A 21,852-nucleotide genomic window follows, 5' to 3' on the forward strand; every position below is an offset into this window, starting at 1 on the left:
CACGCCGGGCCGGGCTCGCTACATCGGGCCGGCGATCACCGCGACCGGGGACTCCAGCGGCGTCCCCGAGCCGTCGCGGCGCGGGTCGGGCTCGGGCAGCGTGGCCGGCGCGCCGTTCTTCTGCGCGGCGCGAGCGGGTGTCGAGCCCGCCCAGGCGAACGTGAGCACGTCCTCGCCCTTCAGGAACCGCTGACAGCGCACCCCGCCGGTGGCCCGGCCCTTGCGCGGGTACTGGTCGAACGGGGTGAGCTTGCAGGTCAGCACGGAGTCGTCCAGCGTGCCGTGCGAACCGGCCACCGTGAACACCACGGCGTCCGAGGCCGGATCCACCGCGGCGAACGACAGCACCTCCGCGCCCTCCGTGAGCTTCACACCCGCCATACCGCCGGCCGGACGCCCCTGCGGGCGCACCTGCGCCGCCGGATAACGCAGCAACTGCGCGTCCGAGGTGATGAAGACCAGGTCCTCCTCACCCGTACGCAGCTCCACCGCGCCGACGATCCGGTCACCGTCCTTGAGGGTGATGACCTCCAGCTCGTCCTTGTTGGCCGGATAGTCGGGCACCACACGCTTCACGACGCCCTGGAGGGTGCCGATCGCCAGCCCCGGCGAGGACTCGTCGAGGGTGGTGAGGCACACGACCTCCTCGTCCGCCTCCAGCGTGAGGAACTCCGCGACCATCGCACCGCCCGAGAGGTTGGGCGCCGCGTGGGTGTCCGGCAGCTGCGGCAGATCGATCACGGCGAGCCGCATCAGCCGCCCCGTCGAGGTCACCACACCCACATCGCCCCGTGCCGTGGCCGGTACGGACGACACGATCACATCGTGCTTGGCGCGCTTGGCGTCCTCGGCGAAGACGATCGGGTCGCCATTGGCCGTACGGGCCAGCAGGCCGGTCGAGGACAGCAGCACCCGGCACGGGTCGTCCGCGACCTCCAGCGGAACCGCGGCGATCTGCGAACCGGCCGACTCCAGCAGCACCGTACGCCGGTCGGTGCCGAACTTCTTGGCGACCGCCGCCAGTTCCGCGGAGACCAGCTTGCGCAGTTCGGGGTCCGATTCGAGGATCGCGGTCAGCTCGTCGATCTCGGCGTTGAGCCGGTCCTGCTCGCTCTCCAGCTCGACCCGGTCGAACCGGGTGAGCCGGCGCAGCGGGGTGTCCAGGATGTACTGCGTCTGGACCTCGCTCAGTGAGAACCGCTCGATGAGCCGGTCCTTGGCCTGCGCCGAATTGTCGCTGGACCGGATGAGCCGGATGACCTCGTCGATGTCGATCAGCGCGACGAGGAGGCCCTCGACCAGGTGCAGCCGGTTGCGGCGCTTGGTCCGGCGGAACTCGCTGCGCCGGCGCACCACGTCGAAGCGGTGGTCGAGGTAGACCTCCAGGAGCTCCTTGAGACCCAGGGTGAGCGGCTGCCCGTCGACCAGCGCCACGTTGTTGATGCCGAAGGACTCCTCCATCGGCGTCAGCTTGTAGAGCTGCTCAAGCACGGCCTCCGGCACGAAGCCGTTCTTCACCTCGATGACCAGGCGCAGTCCGTGCGCGCGGTCGGTGAGGTCCTTGACGTCCGCGATGCCCTGGAGCTTCTTCGCCGAGACCAGGTCCTTGATCTTGGCGATCACCTTCTCCGGACCGACGCTGAAGGGCAGTTCGGTGACGACCAGACCCTTGCGGCGCGCCGTGACGTTCTCCACGGCGACGGTGGCGCGGATCTTGAACGAGCCGCGCCCCTTCGCGTACGCGTCCTTGATGCCGCCGAGGCCCACGATCCGGCCACCGGTCGGCAGGTCGGGACCGGGGACGAACCGCATCAGGGTGTCCAGGTCCGCGCCCGGATGCTTGATCAGGTGGCGGGCGGCGGCGATGACCTCGCCCAGGTTGTGCGGCGGCATATTGGTCGCCATGCCGACCGCGATCCCGGTCGTGCCGTTGACCAGGAGGTTGGGATAGGCGGCCGGCAGGACGACCGGCTCCTGCTCCTGGCCGTCGTAGTTCGACTGGAAGGCGACGGTGTCCTCGTCGATCGACTCCGTCATCAACGACGTCGCGTCGGCCATCCGGCACTCGGTGTACCGCATGGCGGCCGGCGGGTCGTCGTTGCCGAGCGAGCCGAAGTTCCCGTGGCCGTCGACAAGGGGGAGCCGCATGGAGAACGGCTGTGCCATCCGCACCAGCGCGTCGTAGATCGACGCGTCACCGTGCGGGTGCAACTTACCCATGACCTCGCCGACGACGCGGGCGCACTTCACGTAGCCGCGGTCCGGGCGCAGGCCCATCTCGTTCATCTGGTACACGATGCGTCGGTGCACCGGCTTCAAGCCGTCACGGGCGTCCGGCAGGGCCCGTGAGTAGATCACCGAATACGCGTACTCAAGGAAGGAGCCCTGCATTTCGTCGACGACGTCGATGTCGAGGATCTTCTCCTCGAAGTCGTCCGGCGGCGGGGTCTTCGTGCTGCGGCGGGCCATCGCGGCTGCGACTCCTTCACGGATTCTGTTCGGGCAACCTCAGGTTCTGACGCGGACCATTGTGGACCGCCGCACCGACAACTCCGACCTCGACCCGTCCCAAAGGCGGTTCCAGACCCGTCCCGAGGGGGGTTCTCCACCCGTCCCGAGGGGGTCGGGACCCCCTTTTCCGACGGCTTCCGCGTGACTCGCGCATGACTTGCGCATGACGTGCGCGGCACGGGAACTTCGCCAGGTGTCGGTGCGCTTGCTTACAGTGGCAGGTCTCGCACCACATCCAGTATCGCGATCGAAGGGACGTACATGCCCATGGGTCACACGGCCACAGCCCAGGCCGGCTCCGGCGGCTTGACAGCGACCGAGCACCGTCTGGCCAACGGCCTGCGCGTGGTGCTCTCCGAGGACCATCTGACCCCGGTCGCCGCGGTGTGCCTCTGGTACGACGTCGGCTCGCGCCACGAGGTCAAGGGACGCACCGGTCTGGCTCACCTTTTCGAGCACCTGATGTTCCAGGGCTCCGGCCAGGTCAAGGGGAACGGCCACTTCGAGCTGGTCCAGGGCGCCGGCGGCTCGCTCAACGGCACCACCAGCTTCGAGCGGACCAACTACTTCGAGACGATGCCCACGCACCAGCTGGAGCTCGCCCTGTGGCTTGAGGCCGACCGGATGGGCTCGCTGCTCGCCGCGCTCGACGAGGAGTCCATGGAGAACCAGCGGGACGTCGTCAAGAACGAGCGCCGGCAGCGGTACGACAACGTCCCGTACGGCACCGCGTTCGAGCGGCTGACCGCCCTCGCGTACCCGGAGGGCCACCCGTACCACCACACCCCGATCGGGTCCATGGCGGACCTGGACGCGGCGACCCTCGATGACGCGCGTGCCTTCTTCCGTACGAACTACGCGCCCAACAACGCGGTGCTCTCGGTCGTCGGCGACATCGACCCCGAGCAGACGCTCGCCTGGATCGAGAAGTACTTCGGCACCATCCCGTCGCACGACGGCAAGCAGCCCCCGAGGGACGGCTCGCTGCCCGAGGTCATGGGCGGTGAGCTGCGCGAGGAGGTCCACGAGGAGGTCCCGGCGCGCGCGCTGATGGCCGCCTACCGGCTGCCGCACGACGGCACCCGGGAGTGCGACGCCGCGGATCTCGCGCTGACCGTGCTGGGCGGCGGGGAGTCGTCCCGGCTGCACAACCGCCTGGTCCGTCGCGACCGGACGGCCGTCGCGGCCGGATTCGGGCTGCTGCGGCTGGCCGGCGCGCCCTCGCTCGGCTGGCTGGACGTCAAGACGTCCGGCGGCGTCGAGGTGGCGCAGATCGAGGCCGCGGTCGACGAGGAGCTCGCCCGGTTCGCCGAGGAGGGCCCCTCGCCCGAGGAGATGGAGCGCGCCCAGGCCCAGTTGGAGCGCGAGTGGCTGGACCGGCTCGGTACGGTCGCGGGCCGCGCCGACGAACTGTGCCGGTTCGCCGTGCTGTTCGGTGACCCGCAGCTCGCCCTGAGCGCGGTGCACCGGGTGCTCGACGTCACCGCGGAGGAGGTCCGGGCGGCCGCCAGGGCCCAGCTGCGGCCCGACAACCGGGCGGTGCTGGTCTACGAGCCGGTCGAGCCCGCGGAGCCCGCAGACGAGGCGGGGACCGCCGCCGACGACACCGACGCGCACGAAGGGGCGGACAAGTGAGCGACGCTGCCGTGACTGGAGTTTCGATGGAGTACCACCCGCAGCCCGCCCCCGGCACGGCCAGGCCCTGGGCCTTCCCCGCGCCCGAGCGCGGTGCCCTGCCCAACGGCCTCACGGTGCTGCGCTGCCACCGCCCCGGCCAGCAGGTCGTCGCCGTCGAGGTCTTCCTCGAAGCCCCGCTCGACGCCGAACCCGAGGGGCTGGACGGGGTGGCCACGATCATGTCGCGCGCCCTGTCGGAGGGCACCGACAAGCACAGCGCGGAGGAGTTCGCCGCCGAGCTGGAGCGGTGCGGCGCCACCCTGGACGCCCACGCCGACCACCCCGGCGTCCGGGTCTCCCTTGAGGTCCCCGCCTCCCGGCTGGCCAAGGCGCTCGGCCTGGTCGCGGAGGCCCTGCGGGCACCGGCCTTCGCCGACAGCGAGATCGAGCGGCTGGTGAACAACCGGCTCGACGAGATCCCGCACGAGCAGGCGAACCCGGCCCGGCGCGCGGCCAAGCAGCTCTCCAAGGAGCTCTTCCCGGCCACGGCCCGGATGTCGCGCCCGCGCCAGGGCACCGAGAAGACCGTCGAGCGGATCGACTCCGCGGCCGTGCGCGCCTTCTACGACGCCCACGTCCGCCCGTCCACCGCGACCGCCGTGGTCGTCGGCGACCTCACCGGCATTGACCTGGACGCCCTGCTCTCCGACTCTCTGGGCGACTGGTCGGGCAACACCGCCGCGCCCCGTCCGGTCCCGCCGATCACCGCCGACGACACCGGCCGGGTGGTCATCGTGGACCGTCCCGGAGCGGTGCAGACCCAGCTGCTGATCGGCCGGATCGGCGCCGACCGGCACGACAGCGTCTGGCCGGCCCAGGTGCTCGGCACGTACTGCCTGGGCGGCACGCTGACCTCCCGGCTCGACCGGGTGCTGCGTGAGGAGAAGGGTTACACCTACGGCGTGCGCGCCTTCGCCCAGGTGCTGCGCTCCTCGGCCCGGGACTCCGCCTCCGGGGCGACCGGCGCCGCGATGCTCGCCATCAGCGGCTCGGTGGACACGGAGTCCACCGGACCGGCGCTGGAAGACCTGTGGAAGGTGCTGCGGACGCTGGCCGCTGAGGGCCTGACGGACGCCGAGCGCGAGACGGCCGTGCAGAACCTCGTGGGCGTGGCACCGCTGAAGTTCGAGACGGCCGCCTCCGTCGCGGGCACCCTCGCGGACCAGGTCGAACAGCACCTCGCGGACGACTACCAGGCACAGCTGTACGCGCGCCTGGCGGAGACCGGCACGGTGGAGGCTACGGCGGCCGTGGTCAACGCCTTCCCGGAGGACCGGCTGGTCACGGTCCTCGTCGGGGACGCCGCACAGATCAAGGAGCCCGTCACGGCTCTCGGCATCGGAGAGGTCTCGGTCGTCACCGGCTGACCTGTTACTGCCCCCGACAGCGGGGCGGGGACGAGGCCCTGGCGGGTCGTCTGCCGCCAGGGCCTCGCCTTTTGTCCGTTTTGGTGGAGAGGTTGCCTGTCTGCCCTGTGGGATGCGCTACAAAACGGCCTGTCCGTTTGGTGCGGGGAAGTGCCCCCGCTTAGCGTCGGCGCGGCTGTCCGTCACTCGTATGCCGCATCCGCGACGTACCGGGCAGCCATCGCCGAGTCCCCGTCAGGCGCGAGCCCGGGGAGCCGGGGACCCACGCAGTCCCTGGGGTGAATCGGATGCCCATGCCTCGTGCGAGGCCGGCGCATCCGTAGGAGACCTTCCTGCTCCGAACCCGTCAGCTAACCCGGTAGGCGAGAAGGAAGGAAAGGACCAGCCACTTCATGGCGTTCACCCGTGCCACCGGGAAGCACCGTGCCCCGTGCCGTATGACGCGCCGCGGCGCGAAGGCCGTCGGCATCGCGACCCTGGCGACCACCGGGGTCATCGGCTCGCTGGCCTCCCCGGCGCTCGCCGCGGACACCGAGGCCACCGCCACCGACACCGGCCTCTCCCAGATCATCGCCATCGAGGGCGACCTGGCCGACCGGATCGACGCCCAGGCGGACGCGCAGCGGCAGCAGGCCGACGCCGCCGCCAAGGCGAAGGCCAAGGCCGCCGTCGACGCGAAGAAGAAGGCAGAGGCGAAGGCCGAGAAGGCCAAGGCCGCCGCCAAGGCCAAGAAGGCCCGCGAGAGCGAGGCGCGTGCCGCCCGCTCCGCCGAGCGCGCCCGGCTGGGCACCTTCCAGCTGCCCGTCGCGGGTTCCTACGTGAGCACCGGCTACAAGTCCAGCGGCTCCCTGTGGTCCTCCGGCAGCCACTCCGGCATCGACTTCCACGCCGCGTCCGGCAGCTCCGTCGTCGCCGTCGGCGCCGGTACGGTCGTCGAGGCCGGCTGGGGCGGCGCGTACGGCAACAACATCGTGCTCCGGATGACGGACGGCACGTACACCCAGTACGGCCACCTCTCCTCGATCGCCGTGTCCGTCGGCCAGAGCGTCGGCCAGGGGCAGCGGATCGGCCTCTCCGGTGCCACCGGCAACGCCACCGGACCGCACCTCCACTTCGAGGCCCGCACCACCCCGTCGTACGGCTCCGACATGGACCCGGTCGCGTATCTGCGCGCCCACGGCGTCACCGTCTGACCGACGCGAAGCACCTCACTGAAGGCCCCGGCGACGCGCCGGGGCCTTCAGCCGTACCCGCGTCCGTACCCGCTCCGCGACCAAAAGATATTCATGAATTTCCACCCGGCATCGGAAATGCGTCCGCATTGCAATAGAGTCACGGGACAGGCGTCGATCGGCCGCGTTTCGCGGGGATTAAGGCGGAGGTTCGGACATGCGCATTCCGGCGCATTCGGTATGCACGGCAATCCGTGACGACATCGTCTCCGGTGTCTTCGAGCGCGGCAGCCGACTCACCGAGGAAGTGCTCGCACGCCGTTACGGGGTTTCCCGCGTCCCGGTGCGTGAAGCGCTGCGCACCCTGGAGTCCGAGGGCTTCGTGGTCACCCGCAGGCACGCCGGGGCCTGCGTCGCCGAGCCCGACGAGCAGGAGGCGGCGGACCTGCTTGAGGTCCGGATGCTGCTGGAGCCGCTCGGCGCGGCCCGTGCCGCCCAGCGCCGCACCGACGCCCACCTCAAGGTGTTGCGCGGCCTGGTCAGGCTGGGCCAGGAGCGGGCCCGCCGGGGCGAGGGCGAGGACCTGCGCTCACTGGGCGGCTGGTTCCACGAGACCCTCGCCCAGGCCTCCGGAAGCCCCGGCCTGATCGCACTGCTCACCCAGCTCCGGCACAAGATCGCCTGGATGTACGCGGTCGACCCGCCGGCCCGCCCCGCCGATTCCTGGGCCGAGTACGGCGCCATCGTGGACGCCGTGGCGCGCGGCGACGCGGAACGGGCGAGGGCGCTCGCCGCCCAGCACGCCGAGCGGGCCACCGCCGCGCACCGGCTGCGCCGGCCGGGCCGCCCCGCCGCCCCGGCCGTTCCCCGGGCCGGCCGGGTGAGGACTTCGCAACATGCCGTAAACACCCAGGGCGGCCGTCATTAACAATTACGCCGTATACAAGAAGCAGCTATTCGCCGAGGCATTCCCGGTGCTGTCCATTTTGTTGTTCCGCGCGCCGTCCTGAATTATTCCGGGCGGCCGGACCGTACGGGTCGCTATGGCGGGTCGCTGTGCACGGTATTCTCGCGCAACGCGAAAGCCGCGGCTCCCGGTCGGGGGTGCCGCGGCTCTTGCGCAGGAATTCCGGGCGGTCGTGACCGCTGGATCAGACGGTCTCCGGGAGCTCGTCGAGCCCCTCGGCGACCAGCTTGGACAGACGGTCCAGAGCGGCATCGGCGTTGTCGGCCTCGGACGCGAGAATGATCTCCTCGCCGCCCTGGGCGCCGAGCCCGAGCACCGCGAGCATGGACGCGGCGTTCACCGGGTTGCCGTCGGCCTTGGCGATGGTCACGGGGACGCCGGAGGCCGTGGCGGCACGGACGAAGATGGATGCGGGGCGGGCGTGCAGGCCCTCGGCCCAACCGACGTTGACGCGGCGCTCAGCCATGGTTCTGCCCTTCACGAATCAATGGTTGTCTAGACCAGTCTCTCATGCAGTGCGCGATGCTCCGGCCGACCCGCGGCCCGTCCGCGGACCGCTTCCGCCGTCGGCCGGCCACCCCCAGACTGCCCCGGCCCCGACCCCCACGCGACCGCTGGCAGAGCCGTACGCTTTGCCCATGGAGCCCTCTGTGGAGCAGAGTCCGCATCACGCCTACCCCGGCCACTGGGAGGCGGACGTGGTGCTCCGCGACGGCGGCACCGCCCGGATCAGGCCGATCACCACGGACGACGCCGAACGGCTGGTCAGCTTCTACGAGCAGGTCTCCGACGAGTCGAAGTACTACCGCTTCTTCGCCCCCTACCCCCGGCTCTCCGCCAAGGACGTCCACCGCTTCACCCATCACGACTACGTCGACCGGGTGGGACTCGCCGTCACGGTGGGCGGCGAGTTCATCGCCACCGTCCGCTACGACCGGATCGACGCCACGGGCAGGCCCGCCTCCGCCCCGGCGGACGAGGCCGAGGTCGCCTTCCTCGTCCAGGACGCGCACCAGGGCCGAGGCGTCGCCTCCACGCTGCTCGAACACATCGCGGCCGTCGCCCGCGAGCGCGGCATCCGGCGCTTCGCCGCCGAGGTGCTCCCCGCCAACAACAAGATGATCAAGGTGTTCCGGGACGCCGGATACACCCAGCAGCGCAGCTTCGAGGACGGCTCCGTCCACCTCACCCTGGACCTCGAACCGACCGCCGAGTCGCTCGCCGTCCAGCGCGCCCGTGAGCAGCGGGCGGAGGCGCGGTCCGTGCAGCGGCTGCTCGCCCCCGGCTCCGTCGCCGTCATCGGTGCGGGGCGCAACCCGGGCGGGGTCGGCCGCACCGTCCTGCGCAACCTCCTGGGCGCGGGCTTCACCGGCCGCGCCTACGCGGTGAACAGCGCCCTGGCCGCGGACCAGGACACCATCGACGGGGTGCCCGCCCACCGCTCCCTCGGCGAGATCGGTGAACCGGTCGACCTCGCCGTCGTCGCCGTCCCCGCCGAGCGGGTGCCGGAGGCCGTCGCCGACTGCGGGGAACACGGCGTCCAGGGCCTCGTCGTCCTCTCCGCCGGATACGCCGAGTGGGGCGCGGAGGGCCGCGAACGGCAGCGCGAACTGGTGCGCCAGGCCCGCGCGTACGGCATGCGCGTCATCGGCCCGAACGCCTTCGGCATCATCAACAACGCCGAAGCGGTCCGGCTGAACGCCTCTCTCGCCCCCGAACGGCCCGCCTCCGGGCGCATCGGCCTGTTCACCCAGTCCGGCGCGATCGGCATCGCCCTGCTCTCCGGGCTCTACCGGCGCGGCGCGGGGCTCTCCACCTTCATCTCGGCCGGAAACCGCGCCGACATCTCCGGCAACGACTTCCTCCAGTACTGGTACGAGGACCCGGACACCGACGTCGCCCTGCTGTACCTCGAATCGCTCGGCAACCCCCGCAAGTTCACCCGTCTCGCCCGGCGCACCGCCGCGGTGAAGCCGGTGGTCGTGGTCAAGGGCGCCCGGCACAGCGGCTCCACCCCGCCCGGCCACGCCGTTCCCATCAGCCGGATCCCGGACGCCACCGTCTCGGCGCTGATGCGGCAGGCGGGCGTGATCCGCGTCGACACGGTGACCGAGATGATCGACGCGGGCCTGCTCCTCGCGGACCAGCCGCTGCCGGCGGGCGGCCGCGTCGCGATCCTCGGCAACTCCGAATCCCTCGGGCTGCTCACGTACGACGCCTGCCTGGCCGAGGGGCTGCGCCCGCGTCCGCCGCGCGACCTCACCACCGCCGCCACCCCGCAGGACTTCCGGGACGCGCTGGCGGAGGCGCTGGCCGACGCGGGCTGCGACGCGGTGATCGTGACAGCCATTCCCTGGGTGGGGGAGGACGGCGAGGCGGAGCAGGGTGACGGCGAGGTGCTGGCCACCGCCCTGCACACGGCGGCCGCCGCGGGCCCGGCCAAGCCGGTGGCCGTCGTCCACGTGGAGATCGGCGGCCTCGCGGAGGCCCTGGCCGCGGCAACCAGCACGGTGGCCCAGCAGCGCCCGGCCCCGGCGCGGCCCTCGGGCCCGACGGCCGCCACGCCCACGCCCGCGCCCTCCGGCGGTGCGGACGCCGCGCCCGAGGCGGCCGAATCCGGCGGAGCCCGCGCCACCGGCCGGATCCCCGCCTACCCGGCCGCCGAACGCGCCGTCCGCGCGCTCTCCGAAGCCGTGAAGTACGCCCAGTGGCGGCGCCAGGCGGCGGTCCCCGGCAAGGTGCCCGAGTTCCTCGACGACACCATCGACGAGCCGGGCGCGGCGGCCCGTATCGACGCGGCTCTCGGCAAGGACCCCGATCCGCGCGGCAGGCCCCTGTCGCCCGACGAGGCCCGCGAGCTGCTGGCCTGCTACGGCATCACCGTCCGGCCGACGCTGCCGGCGCCCGACGCGGAGGCGGCCGTCGCCGCCGCCGGACGGCTCGGCTACCCGGTCGCGCTGAAGACCACCGCACCCCATCTGCGCCACCGCGCCGACCTCGGCGGTGTCCGGCTGGACCTCGCCACCGAGTCCGCGGTGCGCCGCGCCTACGGCGAACTGACGGAGCTGCTGGGCAAGCCCGCCGAGCTGCGGCCCGTGGTGCAGGCCATGGCCCCGCGCGGTGTCGACACCGTCGTACGGGCCACGATCGACCCGGCCGCGGGCGCCGTCCTCTCCTTCGGCCTGGCGGGCGCGCCCTCCGAGCTGCTCGGTGACACCGCCCACCGGCTGGTTCCGGCCACCGACCGGGACGCCGCGGAGCTGATCCGCTCGATCCGGGCCGCCCCGGTCCTCTTCGGCTGGCGCGGCTCGGCGCCCGTGGACACCGCGGCGCTGGAAGAACTGCTGCTCAGGGTCTCGCTGCTGGTCGACGACCACCCCGAGGTGGTCGCCGTGGCCCTGGAGCCCGTGGTGGTCGCCACCCAGGGGCTGACGGTCCTCGGAGCGAGCGTCCGGCTCTCGCCGCCCCCGGCCCGTACCGACCTCGGCCCCCGACGGCTCTCCAACTACTGACCGGTCGGGCCCGCGCGCGCTGTCCGGGACGGGGCGGGCAGGACGTCCCCGGCAGCCACTGGCCCCCCGTAGGATGGTCCGTATGGCTAAGACCGGTACGACGACCCAGGGGCTGCGCGCGGCGATCGAGCGCAGTGGCTACTACCCGGCCCTCGTGGCCGAGGCGGTGGAGGCCGCTGTGGGCGGTGAGCCGGTCGCTTCGTACCTGGTGCACCAGGAGACCACCTTCGACTCCAACGAGGTGCGCCGGCACGTCACCGTCCTGGTGCTGACGGACAACCGTTTCGTCGTCAGCCACACCGACGAGCAGAACGCCGACACCAGCTCCCCGACGCCCTACGCCACCACCTCCACCGAGTCGGTCAAGCTCGACCGGATCTCCTCGGTCGTGGTGAGCCGCGTGGTGGCCAACCCGGAGAAGTACGTGCCCGGCACGCTGCCCCGCGAGGTCGTCCTGACCATCGGCTGGGGCGCCGTCTCCCGGATCGACCTGGAGCCCGCCGCCTGCGGTGACCCCAACTGCGAGGCGGACCACGGCTACACCGGCAGCTCCACCGCCGACGACCTGAGCCTGCGGGTCAGCGAGGCCGGCGACGGCCCCGACACCGTGCGCCAGACCCTCGCCTTCGCCCAGGCGCTCTCCGAGGCCACCGCCGCGACCGCCTCGGCAGACCGCTGATGGCCCAGCCGGCCTGGCAGGACCCCGTACCACTGGCCATCGACACCGCCCCCGTGCCCGAGTACGGCAGCGGCTCGCTCGCCGATCTGCTGCCCACGCTCGTCGCGGGTCAGGAGGTCGCGGGTTTCACGCCCACGATCGCGGAGCTCACGCCCGCCGACCGCAACTGCGTCTTCCTGATCGACGGCCTCGGCTGGGAGCAGATCCGGTCCCATCCCGACGAGGCGCCCTTCCTGCACTCGCTGCTGCCCACCTCGCGCGGCGGCACGGGCCGCCCGATCACGGCAGGCTTCCCGGCGACCACCGCGACCTCGCTGGCCTCGGTCGGTACCGGGCTGCCCCCGGGCGAGCACGGCCTCACCGGGTACACCGTGCGCAACCCGGAGACCGGCGCGCTGATGAACCAGCTCCGCTGGCGCCCCTGGTCGGAGCCGAAGGTCTGGCAGCCGCACCCCACCGTCTTCACCCTCGCCGACGCCGCCGGAGTGCGTACCGCCCAGGTCTCCGCGCCCGCCTTCGAGCAGACCCCGCTCACCAAGGTCGCGCTCAGCGGCGGCTCCTTCCTCGGGCGGCTGACCGGCGAGGACCGGATGGACGTCGCGGCCGAACGGCTGGCCGCCGGTGACCGCTCGCTCGTCTACACCTACTACAGCGAGGTCGACGGCATGGGGCACCGCTTCGGCGTCGACTCCGACGCCTGGCGCGGCCAGCTGATGCACGTCGACGGACTGGCCAGGCGGCTGGCGGAGCAGCTCCCGCCCCGCTCGGCGCTGTACATCACCGCCGACCACGGCATGATCGACATCCCGTTCGACGAGCAGTCCAGGATCGACTTCGACGCGGACTGGGAGCTGCGCGCGGGCGTCGCGCTGCTCGGCGGCGAGGGCCGCGCCCGCCATGTGTACGCCGTCCCCGGCGCGGCCGCCGATGTGCTGGCCGTCTGGCGCGAGGTGCTCGGCGAGCAGTTCTGGGTGGCGGGCCGGGACGAGGCGGTCGCGGCGGGCTGGTTCGGCCCCCGGGTCGACGAGCGGGTCCTCGGCCGGATCGGTGACGTGGTCGCGGCGGCCCACGACGACGTGGTGATCACCGCTACGGACAACGAGCCCCACGAGTCCGCGATGGTGGGCATGCACGGCTCGATGACCCCCGTCGAGCAGCTCGTCCCGCTCCTCGAAGTACGCTCGTAACCCTGGTCCCCGTACCCCTCCCCGCCCGTCCCGAAAGGTGCTCGACCCCTCATGCCCGAGCTGGTTTTCTTCTCCGGAACCATGGACTGCGGGAAGAGCACACTCGCACTCCAGATCGGGCACAACCGTTCGGCGCGGGGCCTCCAGGGCGTGATCTTCACCCGGGACGACCGGGCGGGGGAGGGCAAACTCTCCTCCCGGCTGGGTCTGGTGACGGACGCGGTCGAGGCGGACGAGGGGATGGACCTGTACGCGTACGTGGTGGCCAGGCTCTCGAAGGGCGCCAGGGTCGACTACGCGATCGTGGACGAGGCGCAGTTCCTGGCCCCGGAGCAGATCGACCAACTGGCCCGGGTCGTGGACGACCTGGAGATGGACGTCTTCGCGTTCGGGATCACCACGGACTTCCGTACGAAGCTGTTCCCCGGTTCGCAGCGGCTGATCGAGCTGGCCGACCGGGTCGAGCAGCTCCAGGTCGAGGCCCTGTGCTGGTGCGGGGCCCGTGCGACGCACAATGCCCGGACGATAGAGGGCGAGATGGTCGTCGAGGGCGCTCAGGTCGTGGTCGGTGATGTGAACCGCCAGGCGGGCGAGGTCGGTTACGAGGTCCTCTGCCGCCGCCACCACTCGCGCCGGGTGACCGCCGCGTCCGCTCGGGCGGGTGCGCTCTCGCCCGATGTCCTGCCGGTGTCGTCCGCCTGACACCGCGTCCGCCTTCGATGGAGGCGATTGGCCGAAAACCGGCCGCTCACATCTCCCGTCACACCGAACTCCTGTTCTAGGGTCGGGGATTGTACGGGGGTGGCCGGGCCGGTGCCGGGACGGCTGAAGTGTGTCGGGGAGAGCTCTGCCCACCCTCATCACACACTGGGAGGGACCTTGCACGTCGGACTCGCGGTTCGCACCGCTCTGGTCGCCGCACTGCTGTCGGCGGCCGTCACCGCGACACCCTCGGCGTCGGCCGCCGACAACCACCTGACGCCCCGGCCATCGGCCGGCGGGCAGTCCTCGGTCGCGACGGAGACCCCGCCGGTGGCCGCCTGGAGGCTCGACGACCGCAACGGCTCCCAGCGGGCCGCCGCCTGGGCGGGATCGATCCGGGGTCTGCCCGGCCCCGGCGTCCGGTTCGGGGACCAGGGGCCCGACGGCGGTATGCCGGGCGCCGCGTACTTCGACGGTGGTGACTACAGCTACCTGAACACGGACCGCATCGTCGTGGACACGACACGTGCCTTCACCGCCGGGGTATGGGTGCGCCCGGAGGAGACCGGCCGCGACATGACGGCCATCACCCAGTCCGGCATCAGCGGCACGGCCAACTTCTCCCTCGGCACGACCACCGACGCCGCCGGAAATCCCGTCTGGAGCTTCGAGCTGCCCTCGGCCGACGGCGAGAGTCGGGCGGTCACCGGCGGCACCCCGCAGGCGGGCGAGTGGGCCTACCTCGCCGGGGTCTACGACCCGGCCACCGGCACCGCGCGGCTCTACGTGGACGGGGTCCCGGTGTCCACCGGGGAGGTGACCGTGCCCGAGGACACCGCCCTCTGGAACTTCGTGATGGGGCGGGACGGCAACGACTACTCCAAGAAGAGATGGCAAGGAGACCTGGCGGACGTCAGGCTGTGGGACTCCGTCATCGACCCGGTCGAGCTCGCCGAACTCGGCCGCCGCAAGCCGTGGCTCAGGGCCTACTGGCCGCTGGAGAGCGCCGAGGACTGGGGCGACGGGCAGCTGGGCTTCCCCGAAGTGAACCACCGCGCGGACTTCCTGGCCGGCGGCGACGCCCATGTCATCACTGATGACGCGCTGGCGGGAGGCGGCAGCGTCTCACTGGACGGCGACGGTGACTTCCTCGGAAGCGACATCCCGCCGCTCGACACCTCCAGGAGCTGGGCCGTCTCCACGAAGGTCCGGCTGCACGGCACACCCGACCGGGACATGGCCGTGCTCTCGCAGTACGGCTGGCAGGCGGACGCCTTCACCCTCCGCTACCGCGCGGCCGACCGTACCTGGCAGGCCGTCCTCGCCCACGCCGACGAGCCGGACGCCCCCACGACGCGGATCGGCGCGCCCGCCCAGGACGGCACCCAGACTCTGCTGCTGCAGTACGACGAGAGGGCAGGCAACATCCAGCTCTGGATCGACGGCACCCTCGCCGCCAGCGCGCCGTACGCGGCGGCCGACGCCTGGGAGGCCGCGAGGTACCTCCAGGCAGGCCGGGACTCGGCGGCCGACGGGGTCGGGGCCCACTACCTCGACGGCGACCTCGACGACGTACGCACCTGGGCCGGGGTGCTCTCCGAGAGGGAGATCAACTCACTCTGACTGAAGCCGAAGCCGAAGCCGAAGCCGAAGGCAGGGGGACTGGGCCTACGGAACGAGCAGGCCCAGTCCGCCCCGCGTGCGCGCCTCGAAGGACTCGATGCGCAGGGCCTGTTCATCGGTGAGCACATCGCACACCCAGTCCCAGTGCAGCGCCACCCGGTCACCGGGGCGGACGCCGTCGATCAGCGTCCGCCCGCCCGCCGCGAGGCGCACCGTCTCCACCTGCTGGTCGCCGGCCACGGTCCCGGTCCCGTCCCAGACCAGCGGACGGGACCTGACCGTCGCCACCTCCGTGCCGCCCGTGAGCACCACGCCCGTCCGGATGCGGCACCGGTCCAGGACGGACAACGCGGTCGGGTTCCCGTCCGGCCGCAGCATCCGCGCCCATGGGTACACCTCGAACACCTGGAAGCTGTGGTGGGCCAGGGCCCGCCCCGCCGCCTCCCGCCAGGTGCCGCCCAGCTGGCCGCGGAACCGGTCGGTCAGCCGCTCCACCAGAGCGGCCGGATCGGCCAGCTCCAGCAGCTCGTTGCCGATCCAGTAGGCCTCGACCACCCGCACGTCGAGCGGGTCGGCGAGTCCGGCCGTCTCCGCGAGGAACTGCAGATAGCACCAGGCCCCCTCGAACTGCCGGGCCCGCCGCTCGATACCGGCGGTCTCCTCCCGGCGCAGCAGCGCCGCCGCGTCGGCGGGGCCGCAGTAACCGAGCTCGTTGGGCGGGTAGGCGTATCGCGCGAACAACAGCGCGCCCTCAGCACTCACTCAGCAGATCCTCGCCGGTCGCCGCGCACTCAGCAGATCCTCGGCAGCTGTTCACCGATCGGCAGCCCGATCACCCGGGTCCCGCCCAGCCCCGTCCGCGCGACCACCATCCCCGCGTGATCCGGTACGCAGCTGCCGATCGCACACGCGGACCGGCCCAGCGGGTGGGCCCGCATCGCGGCCAGCACCCGGTCCGCGTCCTTGGCCGGGACGATGGCGATCAGCTTGCCCTCGTTGGCCACCTGGAGCGGGTCGAGCCCGAGCAGACTGCACGCGTCCCGCACCGTGGGCGGCACCGGCAGCAGCCGCTCGACCAGCTCGATGCCCACCTCTGAGGCGCGGGCGATCTCGTTCAGCGAAGCGGAGACGCCCCCGCGCGTCGGGTCCCGGAGCACATGGACGTCGCTGCCGGTGGCGAGCATGGCGGCGACCAGCCCGTGCAGCGAGGCGGTGTCGCTCTCGACCGTCGTACCGAACTCCAGGCCCTCGCGGCAGCTCATCACCGCCACCCCGTGCACCCCGATATCGCCGCTGACGAGCACGGCGTCGCCGGGCCTGGCCCGGCGCGGGTTGATGTCGACACCGGCCGGCACCACACCGATGCCCGAGGTGTTGAGGTAGACGCCGTCACCGCTGGCGCGCTCCACGACCTTGGTGTCACCGGTGACCAGACGTACGCCGGCCTCCTCCGCCGCCCGGCCCACGGCCTGCGCGATCCGGCCGAGGACGCTGAGCTCCGTGCCCTCCGCGAGGATGAAGGCGGTCGACAGGAACAGCGGTGTCGCACCCGACATCGCCAGGTCGTTCACCGTCCCGTTCACCGCCAGGTCACCGATCGACCCGCCGGGGAAGAACATCGGCTTCACCACGAAGGAGTCCGTCGAGAAGGCGAGCCGGGTGCCGCCGCCGACCGTCAGGACGGCCGAGTCACCGAGATCGGCGGCGGCCGCCGCTCCGTACGCGGGCAGGAACAGATGCTCGATCAGCTCGCCGGACATCGCACCGCCACCACCGTGGCCCATCACGACGTTCGGGACGTCCCGCAGCGGTACGGGGCAGGACCACCCCTCGAAGTCGAGATCGGGCACGTCGTCGGTAGGCACCGTCACTTCGCGCACCGCGTCAGTCACATCAGTCACTTCGCATCGACCAGTTCCAGGCGGCGGTGGGTGTAGTACGCGGCGCAGGCGCCCTCGGAGGACACCATGGTCGCGCCGAGCGGGTTGCGCGGCGTGCACTCCTTGCCGAACGCCTCGCACAGGTGCGGCTTGATGAGGCCCTGGAGGACCTCGCCGGAACGGCAGAGCGACGACTCGGCGGTCCGGATGCCCGTCACGTCGAACCGCTGTTCCGCGTCGAACTCGCGGTACTTCTCGGCGAGCCGCCAGCCGCTGCGGGGGATCGCCCCGATGCCGCGCCAGGTCCGGTCCGTCACCTCGAAGACGTCCGCGAGCATCTTCATGGCGGGCGCGTTACCCTCGGCGCGCACGGCCCTCGGGTAGGCGTTCTCCACCTCGTGGCGGCCCGATTCGAGCTGGAGGACGGTCCGGCGGACGCCTTCCAGGATGTCCAGGGGCTCGAAGCCGGTGACCACGATCGGCACCTTGTACTTCTGCGCCAGCGGCGGGTATTCGGACGTGCCCATCACACTGCACACATGACCGGCGGCGAGGAAGGCCTGCACCCGGCAGGTCTGGGACTCCATGATCGCGGCGATCGCGGGCGGCACCAGGACGTGGGACACCAGCAGCGAGAAGTTCCGCACCCCGAGCTGCTTGGCCTGGTACACCGTCATGGCGTTGGCGGGGGCGGTGGTCTCGAACCCGATCCCGAAGAAGACGACCTCACGGTCCGGGTTCTCGCGAGCCAGCTTCAGCGCGTCGAGGGGGGAGTACACCACGCGTACGTCGCCGCCCGCGCTCTTGACGGAGAACAGGTCCTGGCTGCTGCCGGGCACCCGCAGCATGTCGCCGAACGAGCAGAAGATGACGCCGGGGCGGGCGGCGATGGCCAGCGCGCGGTCGATGGTCTCCAGCGGGGTGACGCAGACGGGGCACCCAGGGCCGTGGATCATCTCCACGCCCTCGGGCAGGAGCTGGTCGATCCCGTGCCGGATGATCGAGTGGGTCTGGCCGCCGCAGACCTCCATCATCGCCCACTTACGGGTGGTGGCCGCGTGGATCTCGTCGACCAGCCTCTTCGCGAGATCGGGGTCGCTGAACTCTTCGAGGTACTTCACCGGCCGGCTCCTTCGGGTGATGTGCGCTGCTGCGCGGCGAGTTCGAAGCCGTCCCCGAACTCCTCGGCGAGGATGCCCAGCCGTTCGAAGTTGGCCAGGGTGTCCTGGGCGGAGGCCTCGTCGAGGCGCTGGATGGCGAATCCGACGTGCACGATGACGTATTCACCGACGGTCACATCGGGGATGTACTGGAGGCACACCTCCTTGCGCACCCCGCCGAAGTCGACCTCCGCCATCACGGTGCCGTCGACTTCCGCGGTACTGAGGACACGCCCCGGAACAGCCAGACACATGGTTCCTCTTCTCTGTGGATCCCTTGGGGTACGGGAGGTGCGGGGCGGTCAGCCCGCCGCGGCGATCATCAGCTGGCCCAGCGCGATCCCGCCGTCGTTCGGCGGCAGCAGCCTCGGCCGCAGGACGGTGAAACCCCGTTCCGTCAGGCCCTGTTGTGCCGCTTCGAGCAGTACGGCGTTCTGGAAGACACCGCCGCCCAGGGCCACCGTGCCGAGACCGGTGTGCGTACGGCAGAGCTCCGCGAGCTCGGTGATCAGCGCGGCTACCGACGCGTGGAAGCGCGCGGCGATCAGCCCGGTGGGGACGCCCGCCCGTACGTCGGACACCACGGCCCGCACGACCGGGCCCGGATCCGCGACGGCGGGCTCCTCGCCCGTCCCGGGCCGGATCGCGAACTGGTAGCCGCCCTCGGTCGCCGAGGGGAGTCCGGGTACGCGGCGCGCCGCCCCCTCCAGTTCCATGGCGGCCTCCGCCTCGTACGCCACCTCGTGCCGGAGGCCGGCCAGCGAGGCGACGGCGTCGAAGAGCCGGCCCATGCCCGACGTCGGCACACAGCCGAAGCCGGTGGCGAACTGGTGCGCCAGCACCTCGCGTTCGGCGGCCGGGCACGCGGCGACCGAGGGCAGGTCCGCGTCCCACGGCACACCGGCCGCGTGCAGGTGGGCGAGGGCCATCCGGTACGGGCGCAGCACACTCGCGTCGCCCCCGGCCAGCGGTACGTATCCCAGGTGGGCGGCCCTGCGGAAGGACGCGTAGTCCGCCACCAGGACCTCGCCGCCCCAGGCCGCTCCGTCGTCGCCGTGGCCGGTGCCGTCGAAGGCGATGCCGATCACGCGCTCGCCCGCGCCCAGACCGTGCTCGGCCATCACGGAGGCGATGTGCGCGTGGTGGTGCTGGACCGTGCGCACCGGCCGCCCGGCCGCGTGCGCGCGGGCCCATCCGGCGGAGTGGTAGCCGGGGTGACGGTCGGCCACCAGCCGGACGGGCGCCACCCCGGTGAGGTTCTCCAGGTGCTTCTCGGTCCTGGTCAGCGCCTCCACGGTGGACAGGTCGTCCATGTCGCCGATGTGCTGGCTCAGCCAGGCGTAGCGGCCCTCGCCCAGCGCGCAGGTGTTCTTGAGGTCGGCGCCCAAGGCGAGCGTCGGCTCCACGTCGAAGGGCAGCGCGAGCGGCAGCGGGGCGTATCCGCGCGACCGGCGGATCGGCAGCTCTGCACCGGCCACCCAGCGGCTGACCGAGTCGTCGCACGGCACCTGGATGCGCCGGTCGTGCCGCAGCCACCCGTCGACCAGCGGGGCCAGCGAGGTCAGCGCATCCGCGTCGTCCGTGACGATCGGCTCGCCCGACAGGTTGGCCGACGTCATCACCAGCGCGTCCGGGCCCGGCCGGTCGTCACCGATGCCGAGGAGCAGCACGTGCAGCGGGGTGTACGGAAGCAGCAGCCCGAGGTCGGGGCTCCCGGGCGCCACGGCGTCCGACACACCGGACCCGGCTCCGTCCCGGTGGGGAAGCCGGGGCAGCAGAACGATGGGCCGGCGGCCACCGGTCAGGAGCTCCTCGTCCCCGGGCGTCACGGTCACCAGCTCCCGCGCCACGTCGAGTCCGGCCACCATGACCGCGAACGGCTTGCCGCCGCGCCGCTTGCGCCGGCGCAGCTCGGTCACGGCCGCGTCGTCCCGCGCGTCGCACACCAGGTGGTAGCCGCCGAGCCCCTTGACCGCGATGATCCCGCCGTCGGCGAGCAGCTCCCGCGCGGCCCGCAGCGCGTCCTCGTCGCGGCAGCGGGACACCCCGTCGCCGCCGACCAGTTCGAGCCGGGGCCCGCAGTCGGGGCACGCGATGGGCTGGGCGTGGAAGCGCCGGTCACCCGGGTCCTCGTACTCCGCCCTGCAGGCCCCGCACATCTCGAAGTCCGCCATCGTGGTGGCTGCCCGGTCGTACGGGAGGCCGGTGACGATCGTGAACCGGGGACCGCAGTGCGTACAGGTGATGAAGGGGTGGCGGTAGCGCCTGTTCGCCGGGTCGGCCAGCTCGTCCAGGCAGTCCCGGCAGGTCGCGGTGTCCGGCGAGACGAGCGTCCGGGACCGGCCGCCGCCCCCGCCGGACTCCTCGATGGTGAACCCCGTACCGCCGCGGACCGGCCGGTCGCTGGTGCGCACGTCCACGACGACCGCGAGCGGCGGGGCATCGCTGCGGAGCCGGCGGCCGAACTCCGCCACCGCGTCCGCGTCGCCCTCGACCTCGGCGAGCACCCCGTCGCCGGTGTTCGTCACCGTGCCCGTGAGCATCAGCTCGGACGCGGTGACGTAGACGAAGGGCCGGAAGCCGACCCCCTGCACGACCCCGCACACCTCGAACCTGCGCCGGACCCGCTCCGCCCGGCCCCGGCCCATCATCTCCAGGCCCGACAGGGCCTCGCGGGCCTTCTCCCGGTCGATCAGCTCGACGGCGAAGCCCATGTGGAGAAGCACCCAGTCGTCGCAACCGGGTGCCTCGTCCAGCATGCCGATGTTGACGCGGCGCCTGGCGCCCTCCACATCGACCAGAGCCAGTTGGCCCGCATACCCGTCGACGATCTCCACGACGCGACCAGGAATGCCCAGGCACATGATCAGGATCTCCGGGGTTCGGCGCCTTTCACGGACGCGGTCGGTACGGGCGGCCGGTCCGGCACGAGCTGCCGGACCAGGGTGTGCACGCTCTGGACTGCCTCGGGCAGCGCGTTCTCGACGGCTTCGCTGAGCCCGATGCCCTCCTCGACTCCGGCGGGTGTGCAGCCGACGAGGTAGGTGAGCGGAAGAGTACCGCCCAATTGATCCAGGTTTGCAAGGACAGCGACCGGATTCATCCCATGGGCGTCGAATTCACCCGTACCGAGGTCTTCCGCGCCGATACGCAGCACGGTCAGTTCCCCGGGCGCGCCGCCACCCGGGTACGCGTCGACCAGCACCAGCGCGTCGTACCCGTCCAGCAGGTCGTACGCGAGGTGCATGCCTCGGATGCCGTAGTCCACCACCCGTACCTCCGGCGGCAGTCCGCCGTCACGGGACAGCCGGCGGACCGCCTCGGGGCCGAAGCCGTCGTCACCGAGGAACAGATTGCCGATGCCGGCCACCAGTACCCGCGTGGCCGTGCCCGGTTCGCTCGTCGTCGTCATCGG

General features: G+C 72.0%; 17 protein-coding genes and 1 riboswitch. Of the genes, 9 read left to right on the forward strand and 8 right to left on the reverse strand.

Annotated elements, in window-relative coordinates:
• Positions 1-18: 18 nt before the first annotated feature.
• Positions 19-2,469: a DNA topoisomerase (ATP-hydrolyzing) subunit A gene (locus ACFVQ0_RS27815; RefSeq protein WP_390091937.1), complete on the reverse strand. Its 2,451-nt coding sequence runs from the start codon at positions 2,467-2,469 to the stop codon at positions 19-21.
• A 303-nt stretch (positions 2,470-2,772) separates the two neighbouring features.
• On the opposite strand from ACFVQ0_RS27815, the gene ACFVQ0_RS27820 reads away from it, so the two are divergent.
• The 4 genes from ACFVQ0_RS27820 (at position 2,773) to ACFVQ0_RS27835 (ending at position 7,655) form a co-directional block, all read left to right on the forward strand.
• Complete coding sequence (locus tag ACFVQ0_RS27820; protein ID WP_390091938.1) at positions 2,773-4,146, forward strand: M16 family metallopeptidase; 1,374 nt, start codon at positions 2,773-2,775, stop codon at positions 4,144-4,146.
• A gap of 26 nt (positions 4,147-4,172) precedes the next feature.
• Entirely contained in the window at positions 4,173-5,555 is a 1,383-nt protein-coding gene (locus ACFVQ0_RS27825) for a M16 family metallopeptidase (RefSeq protein ID WP_390091939.1), read from the forward strand.
• A 211-nt stretch (positions 5,556-5,766) separates the two neighbouring features.
• Positions 5,767-5,934, forward strand: a riboswitch (cyclic di-AMP (ydaO/yuaA leader).
• A 13-nt stretch (positions 5,935-5,947) separates the two neighbouring features.
• Positions 5,948-6,748 carry a M23 family metallopeptidase gene (locus tag ACFVQ0_RS27830; RefSeq protein WP_390091940.1) on the forward strand — a complete coding sequence of 267 codons (801 nt, stop codon included), beginning with the start codon at positions 5,948-5,950 and terminating at the stop codon, positions 6,746-6,748.
• 196 nt (positions 6,749-6,944) lie between these two features.
• Positions 6,945-7,655, forward strand: a complete 711-nt coding sequence (locus tag ACFVQ0_RS27835) for a GntR family transcriptional regulator (RefSeq protein ID WP_390091941.1) — start codon at positions 6,945-6,947, stop codon at positions 7,653-7,655.
• A 223-nt stretch (positions 7,656-7,878) separates the two neighbouring features.
• On the opposite strand, the gene ACFVQ0_RS27840 is transcribed toward ACFVQ0_RS27835, so the two are convergent.
• Positions 7,879-8,160: an HPr family phosphocarrier protein gene (locus ACFVQ0_RS27840; protein WP_311302819.1), complete on the reverse strand. Its 282-nt coding sequence runs from the start codon at positions 8,158-8,160 to the stop codon at positions 7,879-7,881.
• 172 nt (positions 8,161-8,332) lie between these two features.
• Here ACFVQ0_RS27840 and ACFVQ0_RS27845 point away from each other — a divergent pair, with 172 nt between their 5' ends.
• From ACFVQ0_RS27845 to ACFVQ0_RS27865, 5 genes are all read left to right on the forward strand, one after another.
• On the forward strand, positions 8,333-11,206 hold the full coding sequence (locus tag ACFVQ0_RS27845) for a GNAT family N-acetyltransferase (RefSeq protein ID WP_390091942.1): 2,874 nt from the start codon (positions 8,333-8,335) through the stop codon (positions 11,204-11,206).
• Between the two features lie 82 nt (positions 11,207-11,288).
• Positions 11,289-11,885 (forward strand): DUF5998 family protein, encoded by a 597-nt coding sequence (locus ACFVQ0_RS27850; protein WP_123526975.1) that lies wholly within the window; start codon positions 11,289-11,291, stop codon positions 11,883-11,885.
• Positions 11,885-13,072 carry an alkaline phosphatase family protein gene (locus ACFVQ0_RS27855; RefSeq protein WP_390091943.1) on the forward strand — a complete coding sequence of 396 codons (1,188 nt, stop codon included), beginning with the start codon at positions 11,885-11,887 and terminating at the stop codon, positions 13,070-13,072. The genes ACFVQ0_RS27850 and ACFVQ0_RS27855 overlap by 1 nt, the downstream gene beginning before the upstream one ends.
• Positions 13,073-13,123: 51 nt before the next feature.
• A complete protein-coding gene (locus ACFVQ0_RS27860; RefSeq protein WP_390091944.1) occupies positions 13,124-13,774 on the forward strand; it encodes a thymidine kinase in 651 nt (216 codons plus the stop codon).
• Between the two features lie 177 nt (positions 13,775-13,951).
• A complete protein-coding gene (locus ACFVQ0_RS27865) occupies positions 13,952-15,397 on the forward strand; it encodes a LamG-like jellyroll fold domain-containing protein (protein WP_390091945.1) in 1,446 nt (481 codons plus the stop codon).
• A 45-nt stretch (positions 15,398-15,442) separates the two neighbouring features.
• Here ACFVQ0_RS27865 and ACFVQ0_RS27870 read toward each other — a convergent pair whose 3' ends face one another.
• From ACFVQ0_RS27870 to ACFVQ0_RS27895, 6 genes are read right to left on the reverse strand one after another with little or no spacing between them, the layout of a single operon-like run.
• Positions 15,443-16,159: a DUF6390 family protein gene (locus ACFVQ0_RS27870; protein ID WP_390091946.1), complete on the reverse strand. Its 717-nt coding sequence runs from the start codon at positions 16,157-16,159 to the stop codon at positions 15,443-15,445.
• Positions 16,160-16,188: 29 nt separating this feature from the next.
• Positions 16,189-17,298 (reverse strand): hydrogenase expression/formation protein HypE, encoded by a 1,110-nt coding sequence (gene hypE / locus ACFVQ0_RS27875; protein WP_390091947.1) that lies wholly within the window; start codon positions 17,296-17,298, stop codon positions 16,189-16,191.
• Complete coding sequence (gene hypD, locus ACFVQ0_RS27880; RefSeq protein WP_390091948.1) at positions 17,295-18,398, reverse strand: hydrogenase formation protein HypD; 1,104 nt, start codon at positions 18,396-18,398, stop codon at positions 17,295-17,297. Before hypD ends, hypE begins: the two co-directional genes overlap by 4 nt.
• The gene (locus ACFVQ0_RS27885) at positions 18,395-18,691 is read right to left on the reverse strand and encodes a HypC/HybG/HupF family hydrogenase formation chaperone (protein WP_327339380.1); all 297 of its coding nucleotides are present in this window, start codon (positions 18,689-18,691) and stop codon (positions 18,395-18,397) included. The genes hypD and ACFVQ0_RS27885 overlap by 4 nt, the downstream gene beginning before the upstream one ends.
• Positions 18,692-18,739: 48 nt before the next feature.
• Positions 18,740-21,301 carry a carbamoyltransferase HypF gene (hypF, locus tag ACFVQ0_RS27890; RefSeq protein ID WP_390091949.1) on the reverse strand — a complete coding sequence of 854 codons (2,562 nt, stop codon included), beginning with the start codon at positions 21,299-21,301 and terminating at the stop codon, positions 18,740-18,742.
• Positions 21,302-21,303: 2 nt separating this feature from the next.
• Positions 21,304-21,849, reverse strand: a complete 546-nt coding sequence (locus ACFVQ0_RS27895) for a hydrogenase maturation protease (protein ID WP_390091950.1) — start codon at positions 21,847-21,849, stop codon at positions 21,304-21,306.
• Positions 21,850-21,852: the final 3 nt, after the last annotated feature.

The organism is Streptomyces sp. NPDC057900, from assembly GCF_042887885.1.
In the GTDB taxonomy this organism is placed as follows: domain Bacteria; phylum Actinomycetota; class Actinomycetes; order Streptomycetales; family Streptomycetaceae; genus Streptomyces.